Genomic DNA, 23,662 nt, shown 5'->3' with positions numbered 1-23,662 from the left:
CACAGTCGCCAAACGATTAGATGCAGGTCGAAGCGAACGCGGCCCTGCAACGAAGGAGGACGTCCGCGACATCTAACTGGGTGAGTCCGAGGGGCTTCTGGCCAGTGGACTCGGAGGCGGATGCTGATCAATCGCACTGCATGGTGTCGACATGGGAATCATGTGGGCCGCCGTCTTCAGCTCACGGACCGGTCGGCAGCCGCTGTCCCGGCCGAGCGATCTCTTGAGAAGTGGGGGACACGACCGTGAGGCGGAAGAACGACGGGCGCCGGGATGTCGGGGCGGCGGCTGCGGGTGGTGCGTCGGCTGGCCGGGGCGAGAGGCCGGCTCGGCGGGACGGGATGCCGGGGCGGCTGGATGCGGCGGTTCGGGTGCTTGTGGGTCCGGCCAACTTTGCGGGGCAGGGCAGTCGGTGGGCGCGGGCGATCGAGGGGCGGGTGCCGAGTGCCAAGGCGACCTCGTTCGCGTTCTTCCGTGGCGTTCTGGATTACCCGGTGGACTACGGTGTACCGGCGCGGACGTATCGGCGCAATCCCCGGTGGCGGCTGAACTTCTACAACCATGTCGTGGGCCACTACACGCACGTGTTGATGGAGGCGGCCCGCCCGATCTTCGGTCCGCTGCACGGGCCGGACGGGTCCTCGGAGATCCCGCACCTGCTCGCGAAGGGGCTGCGGGTGGGACTCATTGCGCACGGGTCCGACGTACGTATTCCCAGCCGGCATGTCCAGACCGAGCCGTGGTCGCCGTTCCCCGACCTCGAGGACGAGCACGTCGACCTGCTCGAACGCAACGCCACGCGGGCCGTCGAGCTGTTCACGTCGTACCCGGGACCGGTGTACGTCTCCACGCCTGATCTGTTCGACTACGTTCCGAACGCCGTGTGGTGCCCGGTGATCGTCGACGTCGACACGTGGCGCAGCGACGCGCCGGTGCTCGAGCGCGCGAAGCCCGTCGTGGCTCATGCGCCGAGCAAGTCGCACATGAAGGGCTCGGAGCTGATCGATCCGATCATGGAGCGGCTGGCCGAGCGTGGTCTCATTACGTACCGCCGGGTCGAGGGCGTCGACCCGGCGGACATGCCGGCCGTGTACCGCGACGCGGACATCGTCCTCGACCAGTTCCGGATCGGGAGCTACGGCGTCGCCGCGTGCGAGGCGATGGCGGCGGGGCGGGTCGTGGTGGGCCACATCGCGCAGCATGTCCGGGACCGCGTGGCTGCCGGCACCGGGCTCGAGCTGCCGATCGTCGGTGCGACGCCGGACACCGTCGAGCAGGTGGTCCTCGATCTGATCGCGCAGCCGGCGAAGGCGCGTGAGATCGCCGCGCGCGGGCCGGCGTACGTCGAGCGGGTGCACGACGGCCGCTGGTCGGCCGAGGCGCTGGCGCCGTTCGTGGAGGAGTCGACGCCGGTGCCGGCCGGCTGGAGGCCGTCCTGGATCCGGCCGAAGGTCGTGATGATGGCGGGCAACGACATCGTCAGCGACTCGCGGGTGCTCAAGTACGCGCAGACGGTGGCGAACTGGGATCTCGATGTCACGTGCATCGGCATTCCGGGGCGCAGGCTGCGGGGTGTGCGCCAGTTCGGCAAGGTGCAGGTGTTGTGCCCGCCGATCCCGTCGCGGGTGCTGCTGACGGGGTGGCGCAAGCGGTTGGCGAACGTCCGGGCCAGCCTGAAGGTCAACCTGAAGCCGTGGTTCAGCTCGGAGGCCGAGTACCTGCTGGCCTACAGCCGCTGGCAGTACGCGAGCCGCGAGCTGCGCGCCGCACGCGGCCGCGACCGCCGCGACCACGACCGCGCCGCGCGTTCCGGCCTCCGTGGGGTTTCGTTGCTCGATCGACTCCAGCGGGCAGTGCGTTGGCGGACGCTGCGGCTGCACCGCGCCGTACTGCAGGCTCGTGCGTACTTCGTCCGCCGCCCCACGGCCCCGGCCGACCTCACCGACCTCGGCATCGGCAAGCGCCGGGAGCTGCTCCTCGCCCTGCACCGCCGCCTCCCGTCGGGCCGCTGGCGACGGGTGATGCCGGAACTGGTCGACCAGGAGCTGACGCTCGGCCCGCTGCTCGACCGCCTCATGATCGAGGTCATCCACGTGCACGACGTGTTCATGCTCGGCATCGCGGCCCGCGCCGCACATCGGGCGGCCCTCGACGGGCGCACGATCAAGATCATCTACGACGCCCACGAGTACATCCCCGGCGTACCGGTGGTGGCTCCGCGCCGGGTCGCGGCGTACGCCGATCTCGAGCGCGAGTTCATCCGTGACGCCGACCGCGTCATCACCGTGTCGGAGCCGCTGGCGCACTGGCTGCAGCGCGACCACAAGCTCGCCGGTCTGCCCGACGTCGTCCTGAACGCGCCGGTCGAGCCGCCGGAGGATGCCGACGTCAAGGGCCTGCGGGACCTGCTGCAGCTGTCCGAGGACATCCCGCTCCTGGTGTACGGCGGCGGCGTCAACCGTGCGCGCGGCGTCGGAACGGTCGTCGAGGCCCTGCCGCAGCTGCCCGACGTACACCTCGCGATCGTCGCGCAGGCCAACTCCGTCACCGCGGAACTGCAGGCCCGCGCCGCCGAACTGGGCGTGAGCCATCGCGTGCACCTGGCGCCGTTCGTCGCGGCCGAGGTCGTGCCGCTGTACCTGCGCTCGGCCAGCATCGGCCTCAGCCCGCTGCTGCACGCGCCCAACCACGACATCGCGGTGACGAACAAGTTCTGCGAGTACATCGCAGCCGGGCTCCCGATCATCACCAGCGACACCCCGGCGCAGGCCGACCTGGTGAGCGAACTCGACCTCGGCGCGGTCCACACCGCGGGCGACGTGGACAGCCTCGTGCAGGCGGTCCGGACGGTCCTCGCCGACCGCGACCGCATCGCGAAGCGCATCGCCGACGACCCGCACCTGCTGCACCGCTTCTCCTGGGCCGCGCAGGCCGAGGTCATCCGGTCCGTGTACGCCGACGTTCTCGGCGAGCTGCCCGACGCCGCGTACGCCGAGGGCGCCACCACCGTCCGCAAACTCCTCCCCGGCCCACCCGAGCTCCCGGAGACGAACTGGCACGCCTCCAGACAAGCCGGGACGCCCGGGACTGGGCAGCAAGGATGATCCGCGGCTGTCGCAGTCGTGGGTTTCTTCGAGTGTCGTCGAAAGGACGGTCGAGTCGACTTCATCCCAGTTACCCTGCGAGCGCAGAGAGGGGAAGAGCAGTGAGGAGCGGTTGATGGCGCCGAACGTCAGCTACCGGGAAGTGTTCGGAGTGCGCGAGTTCCGCGCCATCTGGCTCGCGGAAGGTCAGTCTGTCGTTGGTGATCAGCTGGCTCGCGTCGCATTGTCGGTGCTGGTCTTCTCCGACACTGGCTCGGCGGCTCTGACCGCACTGGCGTACGCGTTGACGTTCGTCCCGTCCTTGCTCGGCGGGATTGCCCTGACCAGCCTGGCTGATCGCGTCCCGCGGCGCGAGTTGATGGTATGGATCGACGGACTGAGGGGTGCCCTGATTCTGCCGGTGGCGATCCCTGGAATGCCGTTCTGGACGTGTTGTGTGCTGGTTGGGGTGGTGTCGCTACTGCAGCCAGTGTTCAAGTCCGCGCAGCTGGCGTTGCTCCCAGAGGTGCTCGGCGAGGAGCGTTATCTGACCGGTCTGGCGATCCGCAGCGTCACCATCCAGTTCTTTCAGATGGTCGGGTTCGCCGGCGGCGGGTTGCTGATCGCTCTGTTCAACCCCCACGTAGTGCTGGTCCTTGATGGGTTGTCGTTCTTCGCTTCGGCCTTGCTGATTCGAATCCTGCTCACACCACGGCCCGCCGCCGATCGGTCGGCCGAGGACCTGTCAAGTCGGCGGTGGAGTTCGCGAGCATCGATGCGACAGTCCTGGCGCCTGCTGTTCGGTGAGCGGGAGATGCGAACCCTCGTACTGATGCTCTGGCTGATGGCGTTGGTGACTGTCTACGAAGGCTTGGCCGTTCCGTACGCCGTTCTGCTCGGGGGAGACGCGGTCACTGCTGGGCTGATTCTGGCTGCGGATCCGCTAGGCAGCATCGTCGGCGCAGTAGCCTTCAGCCGATGGGTGCCAGAGTCGTGGCGCAGCAAACTTCTGGGGCCACTCGTCGTCGCCGCCGCGGTGCCGGTGGCGATCTGCCTGTTGAGGCCTGGACTGCTTCTTTCTGTCATGCTCTTTGTGCTCGCCGGTGCACTGGGAACGAGCGTGGTGATGCAGGCGACTGCGGCGATCACCCTCCGGACCCCTGACTCCCGGCGCGGCAAGATCCTTGGTCTGTCCAATGCAGGCCTGACAACTGGCACCGGCCTCAGCCCGCTCTTGGCGGGCGCGATCGCGGACCGCACCGACGCGGTCCAGACCGTCGGGTGGTTCGGGCTCGCCGGAGTCCTGGCCGCGATCCCGCTAGCGGTGATGTGGCATGGCTCAGGCAACATCAGCCGCGTATCGAGCGATTCGTCGCTCCGGTGTTCATGAGTTGGGTGCTCCGCGCCGGCTCAACGAGCTTCGACGCACAGGCCGTCCTGGCCGGCGGTCACCGGTGTGCTGCCGTTGTGTCCGACGCGGCGCGGATGATGTCGCCGAGAATCGCACTCGAGAGCGGATCAGATCACTGATCGTCGCGTCGATCCGGCAGCATTCAGATCGTACGTGCGCTTGGCGTTGCTTGTTCGTTCGCAGAACCTGTGGCGGCACGCAAGGCTCTCTAGGATCTTCTCGCTGTGGAGACCGGCCGCGAACAGTTGCTGGACGAGGATCACCTGAGCACTGCACACTCCGGGTGCTCTCGATGACCGCCGGCGGTGCGCACGGAGCCGAGCATGCCCTGCTCCTCCTAGTAGCGCGGCGACCGCCGACTCAGCGCCGTGCGTCGCGACGGTTCGCCGATCGACGATTGGTGAAGGCCGGACGTCGAGTCCGGCCTGCACCAGCAAGACAGCTCACATGTCGCGGTTGGAACTCATGTTTCACCTCCACCGATAGCACCTGCGGCCGCAGGCTCGACGTCGGACACCGGCGTCGATGCCACGCACAGGAGAACTTGCCATTTCCACTGCAGCTTCGCCAACACTTCAGATCTGCTCGAAAAGATCTGGCACCCGCGCAACGCGGTTGGTCAGCCCGGGTATGTGAAGCCAACTGTGTTTCCGGCGGTTGACTAGTGGGTTCGGCGGCTGACAATCGTCGCCGAAGGTGATCGCGAACGCGTTGATCGCTGGTTCCACCACATCGCCTATGGTGCTGGCCGGCGCCACTGGGGCCAGTGATCGGCTTACGAGGTAGAGATACGTCAGCGCGGCCTGCCCGGTCGGGAACTGGCCACGGGCCCTGATCGTGCGCCTCTTTAGAGCGCTCTCTGCGGCGCTGCGCAACCTGCACGACACCGCACAGGCGCTGCGCGAAATGCTGCGCGTCACCAAGCCCGGCATCCCGCGCCTGGACCGCGTCTTGAAGAAGATCGCAGAACAGGGCGGTGACTTGATTCGGGTGCACAACAGGTGCATTCACAGGGGCCCCTGCCGGCTGTGGATCCTTTGAATCAACCTCCTTGAGGGCGTCGTCGCGTTGACGCAGATAGACCAACCAGGCTGGCCTGGGCGAAGACCGGAGAGCATGTCACTTTGCTCCTCGGTGGAGCAGGGTGTGATCCCTGCGATCATTAGTGTCCAGCCATGGCAAAGCAGTCGCTGGGCAAGGCCGCGCCCGGCTTTCGGGCTCAACTCATGGGACTGATCCTGATGGTGGGTGTCTCCGCGTGGATGCTTGTCTTGGCGCTGGATTCGTCCGTTCCGCTGGATGCCCCGTCCGTCCGGGGAACGGTGGTGGACGTTGTCGAACATAGGAAGCGCCGGTCGATCAAGGTGGAGTACGTCCTGCCGGACGGCCGGCAGTTCAGCGCCAAGACCTCCGAGTGCGGATACGAGGACCGAGTGGTCGGCCGCGAGGTGGTGGTCCGGTACGATCCTGCGGATCCGAAGGATGTCGCGATCGGCGACTTCCAGGAGTACGACACGCTGTACCTGTCGCTGACTGGATTGTTCGGCCTTGGGGCTGCGTTCATGATCGGCAGGGCCATCTACTACGCCGCGCGAAAGTGATCCCTGGCCGCCCACTGCATGGGGCCGCGGCAATGCGCCAGAGCGTCGCCTACGACTGATCCCTACCCGATGGAATACGACCATAAGACCTCTGATGCTCCACCGACCTACACGGTGCGTGCGTACGATGCTGCTGGCAAGCAGATCTACGCAACACCGAAGACGCAATGCAAATGGACCGCCCAGATGGACGGCTGCTACACCGACGCCGAAGGGAAGCGAGTCGTCTTCAGCGGCGGCCTCAGGAGACGGGGCGGCTGAACGGGGCGGGGGCAGAGTGCTGCGAGGTTCGACCGCTGTCTGTCAATGCCGATCACGGCTGGCCACTGAGCTCAGTCGGGCCCGGTTGGAGGTTGAGCTCGCTCGTCGGCGGCGTACACGTTCCGTTGCTGCTGACAACGATGGTGAGTCGGCTAGGATGAGGAAGATCGCCGTGTCGGACTCGAGCCGCCGATCCTGGATCAGACACTTGTGCAACCAGGCCTCGGCCTCGTCGAGCCGTCTCTGTCGCCGTGCGCGTACGGCCAGTCCCAGCTCGCTGAACTCCCCGCGGAGCCTGCAGCCCTGTGCGACGGCTCGCGCGGCGGGCGCATTCGTGCAACTGGTTGGCATGCTCGCGGTCGCCAGTCGGCAACGCGATCCGGCCGAGCACGGACAGCACAGTCCAGGCATCGCGGTCACGCACCGATTCGGTGATCGGGTGGCCGATCTCAGCGCGTCGAGCCCGTTCGATCTGAGCCCTTGAGATTGTCGCAATGACGTCGACCCTCTGGGCGACGAACGCCAGGGCAGGCTCCGACATGAGGAATGCCTGCCGTGTCCATTCCTGCTGGGGCTGTCTACTATCGCGGCTTCTCGAGATCTGACCGCATCTTCACGAGGAGCTGGGCAGCTTCCCGCTCGGTCAGCTCGGTGATCGCCAAATGACCGAATGTGCTTGTATCGGCCCACAGACAATGCGCCTCGGTCGTCTGCTGAACTGCGACGGTCCCGCAACGGAGGAGACCGCCGTGTGGTCCCGCATCGAAACTGGTGACCCCACTCAGCAGAGGAGCTTTCTCGCGGAGTCCGTCGAAGAAGGTTCGAGCGAAGGTCTCCGGATCTGTGACACTGTCCGCGCCGCGGAAGACTGCCCGCGGTACCGAAGTGCCTTCCTTCGAGGCAAGGTACTTCGGATGCGCGTAGGTGGCCCACTGCACTGGTGATCCGGCTTGGCGCTGCTTCTCCGCCTGCGCAGCGACCGCTGGGGCGTGCTTGACCTGCGGCAGACCACCGGCCGTATCGGCGATGACGATGTGATAGCCGCCTTGCGCTCCAGTTGCCGGAGATGCGTCGGTGTCGACATGGAAGCCCAGGAGTGCGGCGCTGACGATGAAGCCCGCGATCGTGATGCCTGTGAGGAGGGACCTATTCCTCGGCGCAGGAGGGAGAATGGTATGAGTTTGCTGGAAACCGGATGCCATCGGCAACCATTGTCCGTCTGGCGCAGACCCGGATGGGAAAGCCGGCGGCCCCTGCTGAGGCAGGGGTGGCGGCATACGAAATCGTCTGCCCTGACGCCGTGCGACCACGAGCAGCACGAGTGCCGCCATGCCCACGATAAGGCCGATGACGACCTGAAGGGTCAACTCTGTCGGGGGACCCACCCACACCTGGACATCGCCACTCACGGGCCCAGAGTAAGGGACCATGAGCTCGCCAAGCCGACAGTTTGACTACAGTCGAATTGATCACGTTCGGCCGTGAGGTGCGATTGTGGGCCGACGAACAGTACGACGCGGGGAGTTGCCCACGGGTTCCGCCGCGGAGTGGCTATCGCCAGGCAGGCTCCTACTTCGCAGCACCATGTGAGCTTGCGGGTTGGGCACCCTTCGCTGCCGGCCAGTTCGCACCTAACACCGGCTCTTCGATCTGACCGGGACGACACTCATTCCTGGCCTGCGGGCTGTGGCTCTTGGCCTCTGACTCGTGGCTGTTGTCGCGACAGTTCAGCAGAACACCGCGCCGTCGAGTTCATTTGCGGCAGCAACGAAAAGTATCCGCCCTCGAATGTCTCCCGGTAGTCGATCCACAGCGACGTCAGCGCCCGCAGTCGCGCGGTCCCGGCGGGCAGCCGCGCGGCGGGCAGCCGCGCGGCGGGCAGCGAAACCTCGCGCTCGAAGACCTGCGATGCGGCAGGGGCGATCAAGAGTTGGAGTTCCTGCTTGGTGCCGAGGAGGGACTGGATGCCGCCCTTGCTGGTGCGCAGATCCGCCGCGAGGCATCCGAGCCTCAGACCCTCGACCTCGATCGACGGTGTGCATCGCGCACTCGACGATCGCCGTGCGTCGCCTGGATGAGCTATCGATACATTCGTATCGGTTAATACGACCATACGTATTGCAATGTACACTCGTACCCTTTAGTGTTGGTGTCCCCTACCTGAGGAGAAGTCATGGCACCCCAGTCGACAACCCTGGATCTTTCCGCGATCGCGAAGCGATATTTCGCCGCTTGGGAGGCGCACGACATCGACGCGATCGTTGCTCTACACACACCCGACTCGCAGTTCCAGGCCCATGGTCGCGGTGCCGCAGTCCATGGGCGCGAGGCCCTGGGTCGTGAGTTCGCGCAGGTCTTTGAGCTCTACCCGGGCTTCGGCTTTGATGAGCGACGCCTGCTGTTCGGTAGCGGCCATTGGGTTCTGGACTGGACGCTGACGTTCCAGCGGCCCGGTGAAGATCGTCGGGGTGTTCATTGCCTCGACGTCGTCGAGGTGGCGTCCGACGGTCTCGTCGCACGGAAGGACACCTTCTTCGACTTCGCCGAGTTGAAGGCCGCGTTCGGAGGTACGACCGCATGAGTGCCGCCGACACGACCACGCCACTGTTCGATCGAGCTCTGCTCGATGCGTTGCCCGTCGAGCATCTTTGCGATCTCAGCATCGACCTAGAGCCCGCCCAGATGATCTCGACCCCGCTCGGAACCCGTATGACTTTCGTGACCAAGGGCGGCCGCTTCGACGGGCCGGGATTCCGGGGCGAAATGCTGCCCGGAGGCGGCGACTGGGTATGGCTGGGAGCCGACGGGATCAGTCGCATGGACGTTCGCGCGACCCTGCGCACCCACGACGGCGTCCTCATCCACTACGAGTCGAACGGAGTACTCCAGTTCCCGGCTGATGGTCGACAGCGTCTGGCCGATGGGGAGCGGCTTTCGGTCGACCAGAGCTACGTGCGACCGACGCCGCGGTTCGAGACATCCGACGAGCGCTACTCATGGTTGTGCGGACTAGTCGTGGTCGGCTACGGCGAATACGGTCACGGCCGCATCGATCACCGGATGTATCGGATTCTGTAGCAGCACTGCGCCGGTTGCCACAGGTAACGCGTCGTTCGCGGTGGGACCGCCACCAGGCGAGGTCCAGGCGTTGAAATCCAAGATCTCAGATCAATGGCTAGTGCGGATCTGGACGGTACGCCGAACACGATGGTCAGGTGGGCATCGATGGACTCGTGGTTGGTTGTGGTGGTAGCTCAGAGGCTCCTCCAGGTCGTGCTTGGGCACCCGGAACGACTTCTCAACCGCGATCGCCACCGCGCTCAGCAAGGGCGATCCGCCGCGGCCGGTAGTAGGCAATGATCACGAACTCCGGTGGCGGGCTAAGCAGGGTTGGTAGCCCTTCAACCCGTCTTGCTCGCGGTCTTGGCCTCGACGCCGGCCTGGGGCCGGATGGACACGTGCCCTTCGGGAATGTCCTGCTCGGGGTGCGCCCTGCGCCACGCGTTCACGATGTAGGGAGCCGCGGGTGTGCTCGTGTCCAGAATGAACGACACCTAAGCGTTCTCGATCGCGAGCTGGTTCGCCGCCGGGATCATCCCGGCACCGTTTAGCTCTAGCTGGCAACTGGAGTGTGCGTCACGGTTGCTCTGGTTTCCGCCACGCCTCGTTGCGTGTGTGGCCAGGGGGCACTGGTTCACTTGGTGTGATGGCGCGGACGCGATCGTGTCCCAGGCGGCCATCGCGCAGGTGATGACCGCTTTCGAGTCGGTGCGGTGGCGCCGTCGCGGGTTTGTCCAGGTTCGAGCGACGCGTCTTCGTTAGATCCGTGACTTTGAGTTTCGGCCGATGCTGAAGCAGCAGTGAGCTCGTAGGTGCAGAGCACCGCTTCAGAGAACCGGCGATCGGGTGACTTCCTTCCAGGTGGATAGAACCATTTGCGCAGTCTCCGCGTCCTTAAGCCCGAACAGCTTGACTGAGGAGCGTTGGATGACGGAGTACGCCAATCGCGACGAGGACTTCACAGCCTTCGTCGTCGCCCGGTCCGGCCAATTGGTGCGAATCGCGCGCATGCTGTGCGGCGATCCTGGCCTGGCTGAGGATCTGGTGCAAACCGCACTCGAGAAGGCGTATCTGCGATGGGACCGGATCGAGCTCGGCGACCCGTTCGGATACGTCCGGCAGGCGGTCGTCAACCAACACCTCTCCTGGCTCCGGCGGCGCCCGTGGCGAGAGCGACAGGTCAGTGATCCGGGAGAGCTGGACCCAAGCGTCACGTCGTACGTTGACGATCCTGCGCATGGAGTGCAGCGTCGCGCAGCGGTGGTGGCTGCGCTGGCCACGCTGACGCGGCGGGAGCGGGCGGTGGCGGTGTTGAGGTACATGGAGGACCTCAGTGAAGCCGAGACCGCAGCGATGCTGGGCGTTGCCATCGGGACGGTCAAGAGCACGTCGTCGCGGGCCCTGGCGAAGTTGCGCTGTTCACCGGAACTGTTCGATATCAACGTAGGAGGACACGCGTGAACGAGGAAACGTTGGCGAAACAGGCGCTGCGCGAACTAGGCGACGATGACACCTCGGGACTGGACCCGGCCAGGGTGATTGCATCAGCGAAGCGGCGCCGCTCGCGCAACCTGGCTATGACAGCTATCGCGTCAGGGGCAGTCGCTTCGGTCGCGATCGGCGGATTGGTGGCCGTTGGAGCTGGCGGCGGGGAACCGCAGGTCGCCGGGTTGGGTGGGCCTTCAAGTGTCGTCTCGACCGAGCCGTCGACACCGCCGACCCTGCCGAAGCCCTCAGCATCTCCATCCGTTCAGGGGAAGGTAGTGCCGAGCACGCAGTTCTCGCAGCCGATCCCAAGGCCGCGATCGAGCTGGGCGGCCGGCGGACCAGTCGGGGCAAAGCCAATCGGCACGATCCCTGCTGGTGGAAAGGTCGAGATCGCCGCGAAGTACTGGTTCGAGACTCGCGGCACGCAGTGGTGCATCACTGAGACCAGCGATTCGCCGAGCGGAACCAACGAACCTTTCGGCTGCCGTGGCACGGTCGGCAATGCCAATATCGGGGACGGTCGCGTGCCGGGCATACAGGCGTCGAGTGACGCCAACGGCCACAAGGTGGTGACCAGTGTGTTCCGCGGCGACGCTCGGCGCGTGATCTACACCGACGGGGACAAGTACTACGAGGCAAAGCTGTACCGGCTTGCGGCCGCGCCCGGTTGGATGATGTCCGTGGCACGGTACGAGCACCCCAAGGACGAGGCCGTCCTGGCGGTCCGGGATTCCTATGTCTTCGCCTATGACGCCGAAGGCAAGCTCGTCGCGCAGTTCCCCGCGGCAAAGGACGGCGGACCGAAAACCAATCCCCTGCGTTAACTTTGTGGATGGGCGATCCCGCTGACGACAAGACCCGCGGCTTGAAACTCCCGGGATGCCACACCGACTGTCGGGACCCGCAGGTCCATGCGCACCCGCGGGTTAAGTCCTGGTGTGCGGCGTTTGGTGATTCGCCGCTGGTCGATTAGATGCTGGTCACGCGTGTGGATTATGCTTCCCTCCCGGGGGAGTCGTGATGAGTACGAGTCGGTTGCGGTGAAGGAGATCGAGGCCGAGGTAGCGGCGGCCGTCGGCCATTCGTCGTGCTGTTCGGCCAGGACGGAGCCGGCAAGGCGGATGATCGCGTTGCGGCCAGGCAACTGCCGACAATGTCGGTGCGGCGGCGGATCTCGACGTTGAGGCGTTCGTTGGGGGTGGTTGACCAGACCTGGAGCCAGAGGTCTTCGGGATACGCGATGAAGACCAGAATCCGCTCGCGGGCGGCGTCGAGATGGGCGCGGGCGTCTGGGAGGGTGTGTTCGACCTGGTCGAGGAGTTAGTCGTCGAGCGTGTGCACGAGTCGGCGTTGCGATCCGTGGCCGCTCTGGAAGACCGCGCCCGAGACGACCGCGGGTAGAGGCTTTGAGGGCGTCTTCGAGCAGTCGTGCGCATGTGGTCGGTTATTGACCAGCCGGCCTGACGGCGGGAGCAGTAGTCGATGACGGTGACCAGGTAGAGGTTGTTGCCGTCGGCAAAGCAGCAGGCAGGTGGTGTCGGCGACGTAGCGCTGATTCCTGGCGGGCCGGTGCGGTCCCAGTGAAGCAGGTCGGGCACCCTGGGATCGACTGGCTCGGGTACCGTGGCACGGATCTTGCGGTGTTGCGGGTAGCGAACGGTGTCGTGTTCGCGCACCACCCGGGCAACCACCTTGTGATACACCCTATCCTCGGGGCCGATGCCTTCATTGAGCTCCGCGGTGATCTTGGAAAACCTGAGCCTTGTCCTGGTTGTGGACGGCCCGGATCCGCTCTGCCGGCGCGCCGCGTCGGTCGCAGCCCGATCTAGGCGGGAGGCGTTCAGTCAAGCGTAGTACGACCATTTCTCGATGCCGACGAGCTCGCCACCCGCTTCGGCGTGAAGCGGCTGGAATGGTCGGAGACGAACGGAAATCTGTGCACCAGGTCGTCTTCGGGACGACCTGCCTGGGCCGCCTGACGCATGGTCTCCCGCGGTGTTGGGTTTGGCCTTCGCAGCGCGCAGCCCGGTGTTCTCGATCATCTCGCTCCACGGCACATGCTGGATTCGCGTGTCCAAGACTCGGATCGCGCAAGTCTTGATCCACCGGCGGCGGGCCCGGCGTACTGCCGTGACCCGCCTCCGATGGTCGATCGCCAGAGTCGGCGCATTGACGTGCCGATCACGGTCTGCTCGGTCGTGTTCCCCGCCGTGTCGACGATGCGCGACTTGAGCGAGACCGTTGGGCCGCCAGGGGTATCGAACAGCGCCGTGTAGCCGGTCGCAGAGCGTACGACGGCGGTCGGCTTCCATGTCACGCCGTCATCGCCCGAAACCTGGACCTCGACGTTCTTGACCGCCAGCAGCGCGGCGCCCGGCGTTCCGTCGAGCACCAACGGCAGCACTGTCTGGGGCGTCCGCTTCACCCTGTTCCGGTTGTCCACCGCCGGTTGGTACCGCACTGTGCGAGCCGGCCATGCGGTTGGCTGTTCTGTAGCCGCCGAGCTGAAGGTCACGATCAGATCCGTCCGCGCCGAGTACGCCGTGTCGGTGCGCGACCCCGTTGTGGCGAACTTGTATGTCGCCTTCTCGGCCGGCAATCCGTCAGCTTCCAGATTCCCGAATCGCGACGACGAAGCGCCCCGCTCCCCGCCGGCGTCTCGATCACTTCTCGGGGTACAGCTTGCTGAGGAGCTTTCCGTCCTTGTCGTACGCCCTGACCGTCATGCGATCGCGGCTGGAGTGCTTCGTCTTGTCGAGCGCGGTGAAGGCGAACCAGCGATCGTTGAGCGGCGCCTCGTACTTCGGTCCGGAGCCAACCTGCACGACGACCTTCGTCGTGTTCTCCGGTGCCCGTCCCCAACCCATGGGCAGCGACCGGTCACAGAACTTGCCAGTGGGGTCGCAGTCGAAACTCCCAAGCAGCATGGCGGCGATCTCCCTGCCCAGTGTCCCGTCGGGCCACTCGATCCGCGGGTAGTCCGTGCCAAGGTCGTCGAGACGCACGGCGGTGACCCCCATCGTGCCGCAGCTGATCGCTGTCTTGCCCGACGGCGAGATCGCAACTAGCACTGACTCCTTGAAGGCGGGGTACCTCTCTTCGGGAGCCTGCTCCAGACGGTCGGAGACCTGGATGCGCCACTTGGTCATGTCGACCCACGCATCGACCGAGCAATTGCGAAGCTGGTCGGCAGGGTTCTTCGGGAACGGATCCGCCTTGGCGGCAGCTACCAGTGCTGCCGACGGCTCGTCCCCGCCTGGGATCATGCAAGGTCCACCAGGGTGGCCTGCGGGTACGGGACCCTTTCTCATGTCGTAGCGGCCAGTACTCACGGACCGGAAGCCGGCCGAGCGGCCGGTGTGTGCCATCAGCGGGTACTTCGGCCCGGGGTACCGCAGCGCGCAGCGGCGTTCGGCCTCCTGTCTGGAGATCCGCTGGCCGGCGCCGTCCTCTCCTCGGGGGACACCCGGGACCGCGCTGAACTGGGGGTTCTCGGTTTGGGTGCTGGCCACGCCGGGTTCCTCGTCGGCGGTGGTGAGATTGGGGATGAAGGTGACAGCGAGAGCTGCCGCTGCGACGCCGGCGACGGCGCCGCCCGCGCTCAGGAGGCGGCGGCGGCGAAGGCCGCGGCGGCCTCGGGTGAGGATCGCTCCGGTGTCGGAGTGGTCCGGGGGTTCGCTGTCGACCAGGCGTCGCAGTTCAGCGCTGACCTCGCGGGTGTCTTCCATCTCGTTCTCCTTCACGGCGTTGGGCTCCGTCGCCGATCGTTGGCCTTGCGGAGAGTTTCGAGGCCGCGGGAGGCCTGGCTTCGCACCGTGCTCTCCGAGCACCCGAGGATCTGCGCGGTCTGCTCGACCGACAGATCCTCGTAGTACCGCAGGACGATGCAGGCACGCTGCCGCGGGCTCAGTGCTCGCAGCGCTTCGAGCACCTCGTCACGCTCAGCGTGCCCAGCCGCGAAGTCGCCGCTGTGCACGGCGTACTCCGGGACCACGGCACTGGACACCTCCCGGCGCCAGGGACGCCGACCACCGTCATACGCGACGTTGACCAGCATCCGGCGGGCGTAGGCGAACGGGTTGCCTGCCCGTTGCACCTTCGGCCAGGCGAGGTACAGCTTGTAGAGCGTCTCCTGGACGACATCGTCCGCCGTGTGCCAGTCGCCGCCGATCAGGTACGCCGTCCTTCGTAGTGAAGGTTTCGCCGCCGCCACGAACTCGACGAACGCCTTGTCCCGCTCCGCCATCCGCGCCTCCATTCTCCATGTCCCCCTCAAGACGGAAGGCCCGATCTCAAACGCTGCACCTCGAATGAGGAATTTTGAAGGGCCTGCGATTGGCCGAGAGGCGCATTCGAGCGACGTTCGCCAGCGTGGATCCTAGTGGACTGGTTGTGGAGCAGGTTCCTGATCTGCATTCGGAACGGACTGCCGTAGATTTCGATCCGCATGGCGATTGCGGCCTCCAGGTGCTGGATCTCGTTGCGCAGGGCGACGAACTGCTCGGTCTCTCGGCTGACGCCTTACTTGAGCATTCTCTGCACCTGGCCGTGGGCTCGTTCGAGCCGGAGGAGTTGGGGACCCCGGTGGCGGCCTTGTCCTTCTCCATCAGCAGTGTTGCCGCTGCACACTGCCTCGACACTCAGCGCGCGACGGCGATATCTCGCCGAGGGCGACGATCTCGCGGGCAGCGAGCCGTCGGCTCAGGAATCATCCGATGAGCTGGCCCTGCGCTCCACGGTCGTGCCTGGCCCTTCGTGAATGCAGATCCGGTATCTGTTCGGGGCGACGCCGGCGGCCTGGCACAGCTACAGCCAGGCAGGGCCATGCGGCCTAGCTCCAGCTCGGACGGGCCCCGCAACCGCCACCACTTCTTCGCCAGGAATGTCTCCGCCTGGTGGAAGAACACCCCGAGGACCGACAAGAGCGCCAGTGTCAGCACCACCCGGTACAGCGTCGTGCTGATCACACCGAGGAACTGGATCGAGAGCCACGACCTTCTCTGCACAATCGATCTGCGGCGATTTGCCCGCGGCAGCGGCTGGGTCCAACCCCGAAGGCGGCTCGGCCCAGTTGACCGCGCGCTTGCCGGACTGCACCTGGCGCAGGGGCATTGCCGCGATCCCGATACGCCGCAGCGACCTCGTTACAGCGATAGTAGAGTGCCCGTGGCCTGTCTGGGCGGCTGCCGGAATCGTCGAAGGGACACGATGGAGATCACCGGATTCGGCACGGAAGTCGTCGCCTGCGGTTTTGAGCCCCGGCACCTTGTGGAGTTCGTCCGAAGGGTGGCGCAGATGTGGCCGCAGGCAGTTTTCGAAGAGCGCCCTCTCTCCGAGTTCGACCCCGACGCTTTGGTCCGTCGCGACTGCGACGGGGCCTACTCTGAGCTCCTCGCTTTTGCCAGAGACGCAGAGATGGACGAGTTCTGGACCGAGCACGGCTACGCCGTCATGCCCGACGGAGAGGGTCCGTTCGGCGTCTTCTACCGTCGAGTGCCGTACTTGAGCTGGGAGGTAGATCTCGTACGCGCGCACGACGCCTGGACCGGCTATGTGTCTGAGTCGGGAGACCTGCGGCGGTTGGTGGCAAAGGACGCCGTCGTAATGAGCGTGGTGACCCCGGCTGATCCCCACGAACATGCCTTCTCACGCAAGGTGGTCGACTTGCTCCTTTCCTGCCTGACCTAACCTGCCGCCGGCTGGCATCACCCAGCACGGGCCCCAGTTACCGGTTCCATCCACCCCGTGGCCCGCCGCACCGACCGTCCTACGGCGATGCTGAGCCGGCCGGCTGCCAGAGCAGCAACCCGAGAGGGCGATGCGTCCTGCCATAGCTCGCCAGACAGACGCAAATCCCAGTAGCCCGCCGCCGACCCTCGCTGTTGGAGATCACGAACCCGGCGAACACGGTCGGATTCGTCGCCGCTTGCGCCGGTGCACGGGGATCGGTAGCCCTTCAGCAGGGCCGGTGCGAAGGCTCTGCTTTCCGGGCCCGGATCCGCACGTACATCCGCGAGCGGTCAGGTCGCAGCCTCGGATATCGATCTCGACCCCTGCCTTGTGGATCCCGGCGAGCATTGCGATGAGCGCGTCGAGGTTGTCCATCAGTTTGTAGTGCTCGCTGAGGAACGCCCGGCCGAGTCCCGGCCCATCCCTGTCCTGGAAGGTCCGCAGCAGGAACGAGTTGGCCATGCCGGGCGCCGCCTCACGGATGAGCTCGTGGCGGTCGTCGCGCAGGCGGGTCTTGGCTTTGCTTCCGGTCAGCCAGCCGTTGAGTTGGCGTCGAACAGGTCTGGGCGGTCGGTGTGGATCCGCTTGAGGGTACCCGGCCGGTACGTCGAGCTCTCCGGCGAGGCCGGTGAGGAACGTCGACGTCGGCCGGTAGATGCCGTCGACCTGGGTCACGGCGTCCAGGGTGGGCTCGGCTGATCGGCAGTCAACTCTCGGAAGTGGAGGGATCGTCCGTCGGGTAGGCTTCCGGGGGAAGGTGCCCGGTGGTCTCGCGATCTGCGGAGTGATCGTCGGTCACGGCGGTCCATCTTCGATCGAAGTGTCGAGTTCTTGGGCGAGTGTTGACGGATTCTGGGTGGCCGGTTCGTGGATAAAACAACCGGACCGAACGAGGTCCCCGGACTCGAGGAGAGAACTGCGATGCGCCACCAGGCCAGGCGAGCAACCCGACTGTTCCGCTTCGGGATCGTTGCGCCGATCGGTTCTGACGTGCCGACGTAGCGGGACCGCGTGCGCCGCATCGCCGATAGCGGTTACTCGACGTTGCTGATGCCCGACGTTCCGACGTGGCAACCAGCGCTTGGCCCCACGCTGTCAACTGCGGTCAGTGGTGTTGGTCGACCAGACCTCGGTACGCCCGTGGATGATCACCAGGTTGCCGTCGTTCTGCATCTGCAGGACGGAACCCGCGCACTTGTCCTGCTCGTCCACAAGGCCCGCTTGGTCGCGCTGTAGACGACCAGATTGCCGTCGGCCTGCATCGCGGCGAACGGGCCCCTGCTGGCGGTCCTGGTACTCCAGAGCGGCGTCTTGCCGTACTTGACCAGCACCAGGTTGCCGTCGGGCTGCATCTGGAGACGGTAGATCCGGTTCATCGAGTACAGGATCGGGAGCGGGTTCATGACCCGGCCGGCTCCGAGGGTGCCGAGCACCATGGCACGGAGCCAGACCGCCTTGTTGCGGACGTTGTACATGACCAGATTGGACTCGTTCTGGACCGCGAGGTACGCGCCGGTGCTGCCGGCCGTGTTGGTGGCCCAGACCGGCGTTCGGCCGGAGATGATCGCGAGGTTTCCGTCATGCTGCATAACCACAGTCGATGCTTTGCGGTACGTCTGGCTGGACCAGATGGCCGTGCGGCCCTTGATCAGCACCAGATTGCCGTCGGCTTGCATGACCAGCGCGTAGACCCCGTTGGGCGAACGGCGGTACTGGCCCGGCTTCAGGTACTGGCCGCGCGTGAGGAACGAGGAGACTGCGGTCGTGCCGCTCTCCGACGACCCGGCAGTCGTGCTGGTCGTCGCGGCGGACGACGGGGTTGCGGTATCAAGGACCGTGGCAAGCAAGCAGGGCGCTGCCGGCGGTGGCACCCACGGCCAGCGTGGCGACAAGCCGGCTCCGTGCCGACTTGATCGAGATCATTCCATTCCCTTCAACTGGCCAGGCTCGTCCTGAACGCCAGGATCGATGCCCTCGGACAATCAATCGGCTCCACCGTAGGGGCGCCGAAGGACCGTTCTTCGAGAATTCGATGCTGGCCGAAACGTTCGTCCGTAGATTCGGTGAGAGGCTCACCGTCGGTGCTCTCAGCTAACGTACCTCTGCGGTACGTCATGTCGGTCTAAGGGGATCGTCTCCGCCTGCGTGGGGATAGGGCGAGCGCACCGGCCACTCCACACAAGATGATGACAGCGGCTGCACCCACGATCAGACCTGCTTGCGCGCCGGGCGGCCGGTAGTCGCAGGTGACTCTCGTGGCCTTACCGTCCACGCGAACGGCGATCAGGCCCGCCACCGTGTCGGGCGCCTGGCCAGGGCCGTTGCCGGCCGTGCAGTGCCAACCCGGAGTACTTACCACCCCGAACACCACCGTGGCGGGCGCTGCGGCGGCGAATCGGACGACGATGCTGTGACCGCCGACGTCGATGTCCGTCGGGCGGTTTCGTTTGAGCTGGTCGATGGCAGAGCTCAGCCGGTCGAGTTCCAGGCAGCCGATCGCTGAGGCGGGCAGCCGGGCGCGACCGTTGACTCGAAGCCGCACGTCGACGGCACCGTCCACGCCGGCGGTTCCGACCCGGAGCATGGGCGCCCCGCTGTACACGCCGGGCCGTTTCGCCTTCGAATCGAGCACTGACCGCCATTGGCCGTCGACCTGTACGTCGCCCACGAATGCCGGCGCCGCGAGCCAGATCTCGGCGCCTGCACGGCAGGATGTGGTGAGCCGCACCTCGGCCGGTGCCGCGGCACCAGGTGGCGGCACGATCAGCAACTCCTTCTTTCGCCTATCGGACACGCTGACGCCGGGGCCTGCCACGGCCTTCAGTTTCGGGACGGCGTAGACATTGGCGCCGAGTGCGGTCTCTTGGAGGCCGAAAGGGCCGGAATCGGCCGAGGTAAAGGCCTTGCCAGGGCGGACTGTTACCAGGGGGCCCACAGGGCGCTTCGCAAGCCGGAAGTCGCCGGTCGAGGAGGCACCGCCGTCGACCACCACTCGGGCGCCGACGGCGAACACCGCGTCGACGACCGGGTTCTGCGGGTCGATCGTCGCACGGCCGTAGGAGCTGTAGCCGAACCCGAGACCGATCAGCTCATTCGAGAGCGCATCCGGAATGGTGCTCGAGTAGTACTGCGGTCCTTGCCCGCCGATCAGCATCGGATCGTTCACCGTAGCGGTCGAACCGGGAGACACCCGCTGCCAGGGCCAGCCGACTGCGGATTGCACCAGCGCACGGGCCTCGTCGTGCCGCTGGCTCCAGGCCGGCTTGGCGCTGAGGAATTTTGCGCGGGCCTGATCGATCGCGACGGCCGATGCGGTGACCTCGACCAGCACGACGCCGATCAGCATCGCGGCCGCACCAACTCGGACCCCTGGTGACAGGCTTGGCCGTCGGTGTGCCAGCAACCACGCCAGAACCACGATCGCGGAAACGGTCGGCACGACGACGCGAGTGGTCGTCGTGATCGTGCGAGCGTCGTACGTCAAGACGTACAAGACTGCAAGCAGCAAAAGCGGAGCTGCGAGAGTCGCGACGTTGCGCACGCCCGACGCGAGCGAAATCCACCCGGCGATGACCAGCATTCCCGCGACTACGAATGCCTGACGGAACGGACTTCCGTTCGGCGAGTCGAAGCCGTGCCAGACCTCGTGCGTCACCCGAACCTGCATGCTGAGCAGAGTCAGCACCACGGTCGTGGTCCAGATGATCCGTTCCTGGGCCGCGACTCCATGATTGAACGGGAGGCTCAACGCCAGCAGCATCATCAGCGTGCCGACGGCAAGACCCGGAGTGGTCCCGACGCCTTCGGACCCGGCAAGCAGCCGGGACAGGAAGTCCAGCCAGTCGATCGACCGGAACTCCGTCTTCGGGCTGGGCCTGGCGGCGCCAACAGCCCGGAACGTCGGCACGAGCAGTGGCGCGGACAACCCGACACCGATAGCGACGGCGATCGTGCAGCGCAACCCGCCGAAGGCCCGATACCGCCAGAGCACACTCCCGTCGGAGGACAGTAGGCGCGCCGCGACGACGATGGCCGCGCCAATGGTCGCCATGTAGACCGTGTAGAAGTGCGAGACCCACAGCAGCGCCACGACGAACGGCGTGACGACCATCGCCGCGAGGGATCGCCGCCGCAGGATCCATTCGCAGAGCAGGCAGATCACTGGAAAGGCAACCATGCCGTTGAGCCATTGCGTCATATACGCTGCGTCGTCGATCGCCCACCCGCACAGCGCGTAAGAGACCCCGGCGACGGCAGCCAGACAGACCGGACCGGACGGGCGCAGATACCGCAGGTACGCCGTCATGGCCGCGGCCCCGAGCGCGATCGCGACCGTGGCGATGACGAAGAGCGCCAGATCGATGTGCTCACGGGGGAACAGCAGGACCAGCCAGGACAAACTCGTGCCGACATAGGCCATGAAGTCACCGACGAAGGGGACGCCGAATCCGCTGGACCAGTTGAAGACGAGGTCACCGGAGGCTTGCCCGGTCAGGATGTCACGAAGGTGCGCATGCATCGGGATGAACTGCTGACCAAGGTCGTTGGTGTTTCGCGAAACGTCCCCGAACGGATACGTTCCGCGGACGATTCCGCTGACCACGAAGGCTGCGGCCGCAACCAGTGCCGCGCATGGAATCGGAGACCATCGCCGCCACCGCGCGATGAAACCACGGCCGGCTCGCTCGTTGATCGTCACGCCAGAGAACCCGCTGCCGTGGCGCCCGATGACTCGATCGGGATGTCAACCTCGACAGGCTGTGGTGCCGCCTGCCTGAGGTAGGCCAGCCGGGCTGATTCCTGCCGGGCGTGGCTGGTGGCGGACAGCACGTAACCCAGTGCCAGCAGGAGAATGGCGGCAAGACCGATCGTGGAAGCCAGGACGGCCGTCGGGAACCTCGGGACGAGACCTGTGGCGAGGTACTCCGCTACGACCGGCACGCCGAGGATCAGCGACACCACTCCCAGCACCCCGGCGAGTACACCGTGGAACAAAGTAGGCCGTTCCACGCGGGTCACGCCGATGATCCACCGCAGGATTCGCAGCCCGTCCCGATAGGTCCGCAACTTGCTCTCACCACCGCTCGGGCGCTCCTTGTATCCCACCGGGATCTCCGCCACCGGGACTCGCAGGTGCAGCGAATGCAGCGTCAACTCGGTCTCGATCTCGAACTCCCGCGACAACGCCGGGAACGACTTGACGTAGCGCCGCGAGAACGCCCTGAATCCGCTGAGCATGTCGCTGATCTCCCGGCCGAACAACGTGGCGGCCGCACTGGTCAGCACACGGTTGCCGAGCGTGTGGCCAGGGCGGTAAGCAGCCACGTTCGAGTGCCTCCGCGCACCGACGACATGGTCGTACGGCCCGTCGAGCAGTAGCCGGACCAGGTCACCCGCGCGCGACGCGTCGTAGGTGTCGTCGCCATCGATCAGCAGGTACACATCGGCATCGACGTCGGCGAAAGCACGCCGTACGACGTTGCCCTTACCCTTCCTCGACTCGTGCCGCACGATCGCACCGGCAGCACGAGCCTCGGCAGCCGTCCGGTCAGTGGAGTTGTTGTCGTACACGTAGACGCTCGCTGACGGCAACGCGGCTCGCAACTCGGAAACGACCTTGCCCACCGCAACGACCTCGTTGTGACAAGGCACGATCACCGCAATGTCGACGCCCGCGAACTCCCTTACAGAACCCATTCCGCTCCACTTCCCCTCCGACGACCCTGACCGGTGGCCGCGATCCGGCCGATGGGTCACACGACGTAGAGACGGGCGCAACCAGCAGGAACGCTGCGTCGACCTCGAGATTGATGACGTTCGAGGTGGTCGCCGCGCGATTACCGTGTGCACAGTCGAGGCACTGTCCGTACTGCCGCAGACTTCAGAAGTGTCGACGACGCTTGAAAACGAGGCCATAGCGACGGATCGGCCCCATCTTCGAGCGTTGCCGACAAGAAGGGTGCGCGATCCTCGACCGGCTTCCATTAAGAACGCCACGCAGCAACCCGGCCGCGCTGCCCAGCAGCAGCGAAGCCTGGCCGCCAGCCGGTTCTGTCGGCTTGGCGATGGCGCTGCTTGGGTTGTCTTCAGAGTTCACCCATCTCGAGGCCGGCCTTGGGAACGGGTGGCATACCGAGGCTGACAGATCGGTGGGTCTGGGTGCGTTTGCTGCGGCAGAAGGTGGAGGTGGGGTCGATGCCTTCGACCTCACCTGGCCATCCGTTGGCGTGGTGGCGGCGCGAGACGTTGCCGACGAAAACAGCCCCTGCTGGCATGACGAGGCGTCGAGCTGGGGCGTTCCGAGGACGCAGTGAGGTCCAAGCTAGCCGCCGAAGGCAGCTCGCTGTCGCCGCCCAATCGGTCTCCACACGGCGACATGAGCAAGTGGCCGGATGGACTCTGGAACCCTGACCGGATCCGTACAGGCGATCGACATCGTTTTCGACGGGACCGCCGACGCCACAGGTTGCGCGGTGCGTTCGAAGTCGAGACCGACGACGGCCACAGCATCAGCATCGGCCAATGGCTGAAGCGCCCCGACGGCAACTGGGCGCTTCGCATCGAGAAGCGCACATCCCCTTTACCCGAGGTCATCCATCGCCGAACCTCACACGGCCGGGTGGACCTGACGCCGAACATGTCCACGACCAATTCGACGCGATCGCCGCCATGCTTGGGCGGCAGCCGCCCAAGGTCGCACAGATGATGCGCGATCTCGACCAAACCTCTCGGCAGACGCCACGGCCGATCGGCCGGCGGACAAGAGCGGCGAAGCGCTGACGCCACTCGTCGATCGTTCCGACGTATGGGAGGAGCAAGTCGGAGATCCGGTTTCCGAATTCGGCTGGCAAGGAGAGCAGCCATCGGACGACAAGGTCGCCTTTGTCCGGGGCGCCGAGGTCAGTCTCGACATGGCCGGCGACGTCGACGGCCGCGAACCATGACCCCCGGCCTAGAGTCGGCTCCGCCGCCCCCACCACCGAGGAGCTTCACGCGGAGATGAAAATACTCGTCCACGTTCTGAAGGG

19 protein-coding genes and 1 pseudogene are annotated in these 23,662 nt (G+C 65.9%); 9 read left to right on the top strand and 11 right to left on the bottom strand.

Annotated elements, in window-relative coordinates; translation table 11 throughout:
- Positions 1–245 precede the first annotated feature (245 nt).
- The 4 genes from ABD255_RS19365 to ABD255_RS19350 all read left to right on the top strand — a co-directional run bounded on the left by ABD255_RS19365 (position 246) and on the right by ABD255_RS19350 (position 6,356).
- Positions 246–3,104, top strand: coding sequence for a glycosyltransferase (locus ABD255_RS19365; RefSeq protein ID WP_344215812.1), 2,859 nt, complete (start codon positions 246–248; stop codon positions 3,102–3,104).
- A gap of 115 nt (positions 3,105–3,219) precedes the next feature.
- The gene (locus tag ABD255_RS19360; protein ID WP_344215810.1) at positions 3,220–4,473 is read left to right on the top strand and encodes an MFS transporter; all 1,254 of its coding nucleotides are present in this window, start codon (positions 3,220–3,222) and stop codon (positions 4,471–4,473) included.
- A gap of 1,196 nt (positions 4,474–5,669) precedes the next feature.
- A complete protein-coding gene (locus tag ABD255_RS19355; RefSeq protein WP_344215808.1) occupies positions 5,670–6,095 on the top strand; it encodes a DUF3592 domain-containing protein in 426 nt (141 codons plus the stop codon).
- Between the two features lie 69 nt (positions 6,096–6,164).
- Positions 6,165–6,356 carry a hypothetical protein gene (locus tag ABD255_RS19350; RefSeq protein WP_344215806.1) on the top strand — a complete coding sequence of 64 codons (192 nt, stop codon included), beginning with the start codon at positions 6,165–6,167 and terminating at the stop codon, positions 6,354–6,356.
- Positions 6,357–6,937: 581 nt separating this feature from the next.
- On the opposite strand, the gene ABD255_RS19345 is transcribed toward ABD255_RS19350, so the two are convergent.
- Both ABD255_RS19345 and ABD255_RS19340 read right to left on the bottom strand, forming a co-directional pair.
- A complete protein-coding gene (locus tag ABD255_RS19345; RefSeq protein WP_344215804.1) occupies positions 6,938–7,765 on the bottom strand; it encodes a hypothetical protein in 828 nt (275 codons plus the stop codon).
- A 257-nt stretch (positions 7,766–8,022) separates the two neighbouring features.
- On the bottom strand, positions 8,023–8,469 hold the full coding sequence (locus tag ABD255_RS19340; RefSeq protein ID WP_344215802.1) for a hypothetical protein: 447 nt from the start codon (positions 8,467–8,469) through the stop codon (positions 8,023–8,025).
- Between the two features lie 60 nt (positions 8,470–8,529).
- On the opposite strand from ABD255_RS19340, the gene ABD255_RS19335 reads away from it, so the two are divergent.
- Complete coding sequence (locus ABD255_RS19335) at positions 8,530–8,937, top strand: nuclear transport factor 2 family protein (protein WP_344215800.1); 408 nt, start codon at positions 8,530–8,532, stop codon at positions 8,935–8,937.
- Positions 8,934–9,434 carry a DUF3237 domain-containing protein gene (locus tag ABD255_RS19330; RefSeq protein WP_344215798.1) on the top strand — a complete coding sequence of 167 codons (501 nt, stop codon included), beginning with the start codon at positions 8,934–8,936 and terminating at the stop codon, positions 9,432–9,434. The genes ABD255_RS19335 and ABD255_RS19330 overlap by 4 nt, the downstream gene beginning before the upstream one ends.
- Positions 9,435–9,757: 323 nt before the next feature.
- On the opposite strand, the gene ABD255_RS19325 is transcribed toward ABD255_RS19330, so the two are convergent.
- A complete protein-coding gene (locus ABD255_RS19325) occupies positions 9,758–9,910 on the bottom strand; it encodes a hypothetical protein (RefSeq protein ID WP_344215796.1) in 153 nt (50 codons plus the stop codon).
- A gap of 433 nt (positions 9,911–10,343) precedes the next feature.
- On the opposite strand from ABD255_RS19325, the gene ABD255_RS19320 reads away from it, so the two are divergent.
- Complete coding sequence (locus ABD255_RS19320; RefSeq protein WP_344215794.1) at positions 10,344–10,877, top strand: SigE family RNA polymerase sigma factor; 534 nt, start codon at positions 10,344–10,346, stop codon at positions 10,875–10,877.
- The gene (locus ABD255_RS19315) at positions 10,874–11,728 is read left to right on the top strand and encodes a hypothetical protein (RefSeq protein WP_344215792.1); all 855 of its coding nucleotides are present in this window, start codon (positions 10,874–10,876) and stop codon (positions 11,726–11,728) included. The genes ABD255_RS19320 and ABD255_RS19315 overlap by 4 nt, the downstream gene beginning before the upstream one ends.
- A gap of 156 nt (positions 11,729–11,884) precedes the next feature.
- On the opposite strand, the pseudogene ABD255_RS19310 reads toward ABD255_RS19315, so the two are convergent.
- The 4 genes and pseudogenes from ABD255_RS19310 to ABD255_RS19295 form a co-directional block, all read right to left on the bottom strand.
- Positions 11,885–12,224, bottom strand: a pseudogene (locus ABD255_RS19310) (transposase); the annotation flags it as partial.
- A 718-nt stretch (positions 12,225–12,942) separates the two neighbouring features.
- Positions 12,943–13,299 (bottom strand): hypothetical protein, encoded by a 357-nt coding sequence (locus ABD255_RS19305; RefSeq protein ID WP_344215790.1) that lies wholly within the window; start codon positions 13,297–13,299, stop codon positions 12,943–12,945.
- 268 nt (positions 13,300–13,567) lie between these two features.
- A complete protein-coding gene (locus ABD255_RS19300; RefSeq protein WP_344215788.1) occupies positions 13,568–14,632 on the bottom strand; it encodes a hypothetical protein in 1,065 nt (354 codons plus the stop codon).
- An 11-nt stretch (positions 14,633–14,643) separates the two neighbouring features.
- Entirely contained in the window at positions 14,644–15,150 is a 507-nt protein-coding gene (locus tag ABD255_RS19295; protein WP_344215786.1) for a SigE family RNA polymerase sigma factor, read from the bottom strand.
- Between the two features lie 962 nt (positions 15,151–16,112).
- Here ABD255_RS19295 and ABD255_RS19290 point away from each other — a divergent pair.
- Positions 16,113–16,592: a hypothetical protein gene (locus ABD255_RS19290; RefSeq protein WP_344215784.1), complete on the top strand. Its 480-nt coding sequence runs from the start codon at positions 16,113–16,115 to the stop codon at positions 16,590–16,592.
- Positions 16,593–16,793: 201 nt separating this feature from the next.
- Here the strand turns inward: ABD255_RS19290 and ABD255_RS19285 are convergent, their stop codons facing one another.
- From ABD255_RS19285 to ABD255_RS19270, 4 genes are all read right to left on the bottom strand, one after another.
- On the bottom strand, positions 16,794–17,309 hold the full coding sequence (locus ABD255_RS19285) for a hypothetical protein (RefSeq protein ID WP_344215782.1): 516 nt from the start codon (positions 17,307–17,309) through the stop codon (positions 16,794–16,796).
- Between the two features lie 473 nt (positions 17,310–17,782).
- On the bottom strand, positions 17,783–18,505 hold the full coding sequence (locus tag ABD255_RS19280; protein WP_344215780.1) for a hypothetical protein: 723 nt from the start codon (positions 18,503–18,505) through the stop codon (positions 17,783–17,785).
- Between the two features lie 251 nt (positions 18,506–18,756).
- Positions 18,757–21,333 (bottom strand): YfhO family protein, encoded by a 2,577-nt coding sequence (locus tag ABD255_RS19275; RefSeq protein ID WP_344215778.1) that lies wholly within the window; start codon positions 21,331–21,333, stop codon positions 18,757–18,759.
- Positions 21,330–22,331: a glycosyltransferase gene (locus ABD255_RS19270; protein WP_344215776.1), complete on the bottom strand. Its 1,002-nt coding sequence runs from the start codon at positions 22,329–22,331 to the stop codon at positions 21,330–21,332. Before ABD255_RS19270 ends, ABD255_RS19275 begins: the two co-directional genes overlap by 4 nt.
- Between the last annotated feature and the right edge of the window lie 1,331 nt (positions 22,332–23,662).

The sequence above is a fragment of the Kribbella sancticallisti genome (genome assembly GCF_039530625.1).
GTDB classification, from domain to species: domain Bacteria; phylum Actinomycetota; class Actinomycetes; order Propionibacteriales; family Kribbellaceae; genus Kribbella; species Kribbella sancticallisti.
The sequence above is the reverse complement of the archived record's forward strand: the minus strand, read 5'-3'. Positions and strand labels throughout refer to the sequence as shown.

What these genes read in the sequence shown, in the direction of transcription:
- ABD255_RS19360 (WP_344215810.1), top strand. Translation starts at nt 3,220, where the DNA reads ATGGCGCCGAACGTCAGCTACCGGGAAGTGTTCGGAGTGCGCGAGTTC.
- ABD255_RS19355 (WP_344215808.1), top strand. Translation starts at nt 5,670, where the DNA reads ATGGCAAAGCAGTCGCTGGGCAAGGCCGCGCCCGGCTTTCGGGCTCAA.
- ABD255_RS19350 (WP_344215806.1), top strand. Translation starts at nt 6,165, where the DNA reads ATGGAATACGACCATAAGACCTCTGATGCTCCACCGACCTACACGGTG.
- ABD255_RS19340 (WP_344215802.1), bottom strand. Translation starts at nt 8,469, where the DNA reads ATGGTCGTATTAACCGATACGAATGTATCGATAGCTCATCCAGGCGAC.
- ABD255_RS19335 (WP_344215800.1), top strand. Translation starts at nt 8,530, where the DNA reads ATGGCACCCCAGTCGACAACCCTGGATCTTTCCGCGATCGCGAAGCGA.
- ABD255_RS19330 (WP_344215798.1), top strand. Translation starts at nt 8,934, where the DNA reads ATGAGTGCCGCCGACACGACCACGCCACTGTTCGATCGAGCTCTGCTC.
- ABD255_RS19320 (WP_344215794.1), top strand. Translation starts at nt 10,344, where the DNA reads ATGACGGAGTACGCCAATCGCGACGAGGACTTCACAGCCTTCGTCGTC.
- ABD255_RS19300 (WP_344215788.1), bottom strand. Translation starts at nt 14,632, where the DNA reads ATGGAAGACACCCGCGAGGTCAGCGCTGAACTGCGACGCCTGGTCGAC.
- ABD255_RS19295 (WP_344215786.1), bottom strand. Translation starts at nt 15,150, where the DNA reads ATGGCGGAGCGGGACAAGGCGTTCGTCGAGTTCGTGGCGGCGGCGAAA.
- ABD255_RS19290 (WP_344215784.1), top strand. Translation starts at nt 16,113, where the DNA reads ATGGAGATCACCGGATTCGGCACGGAAGTCGTCGCCTGCGGTTTTGAG.
- ABD255_RS19270 (WP_344215776.1), bottom strand. Translation starts at nt 22,331, where the DNA reads ATGGGTTCTGTAAGGGAGTTCGCGGGCGTCGACATTGCGGTGATCGTG.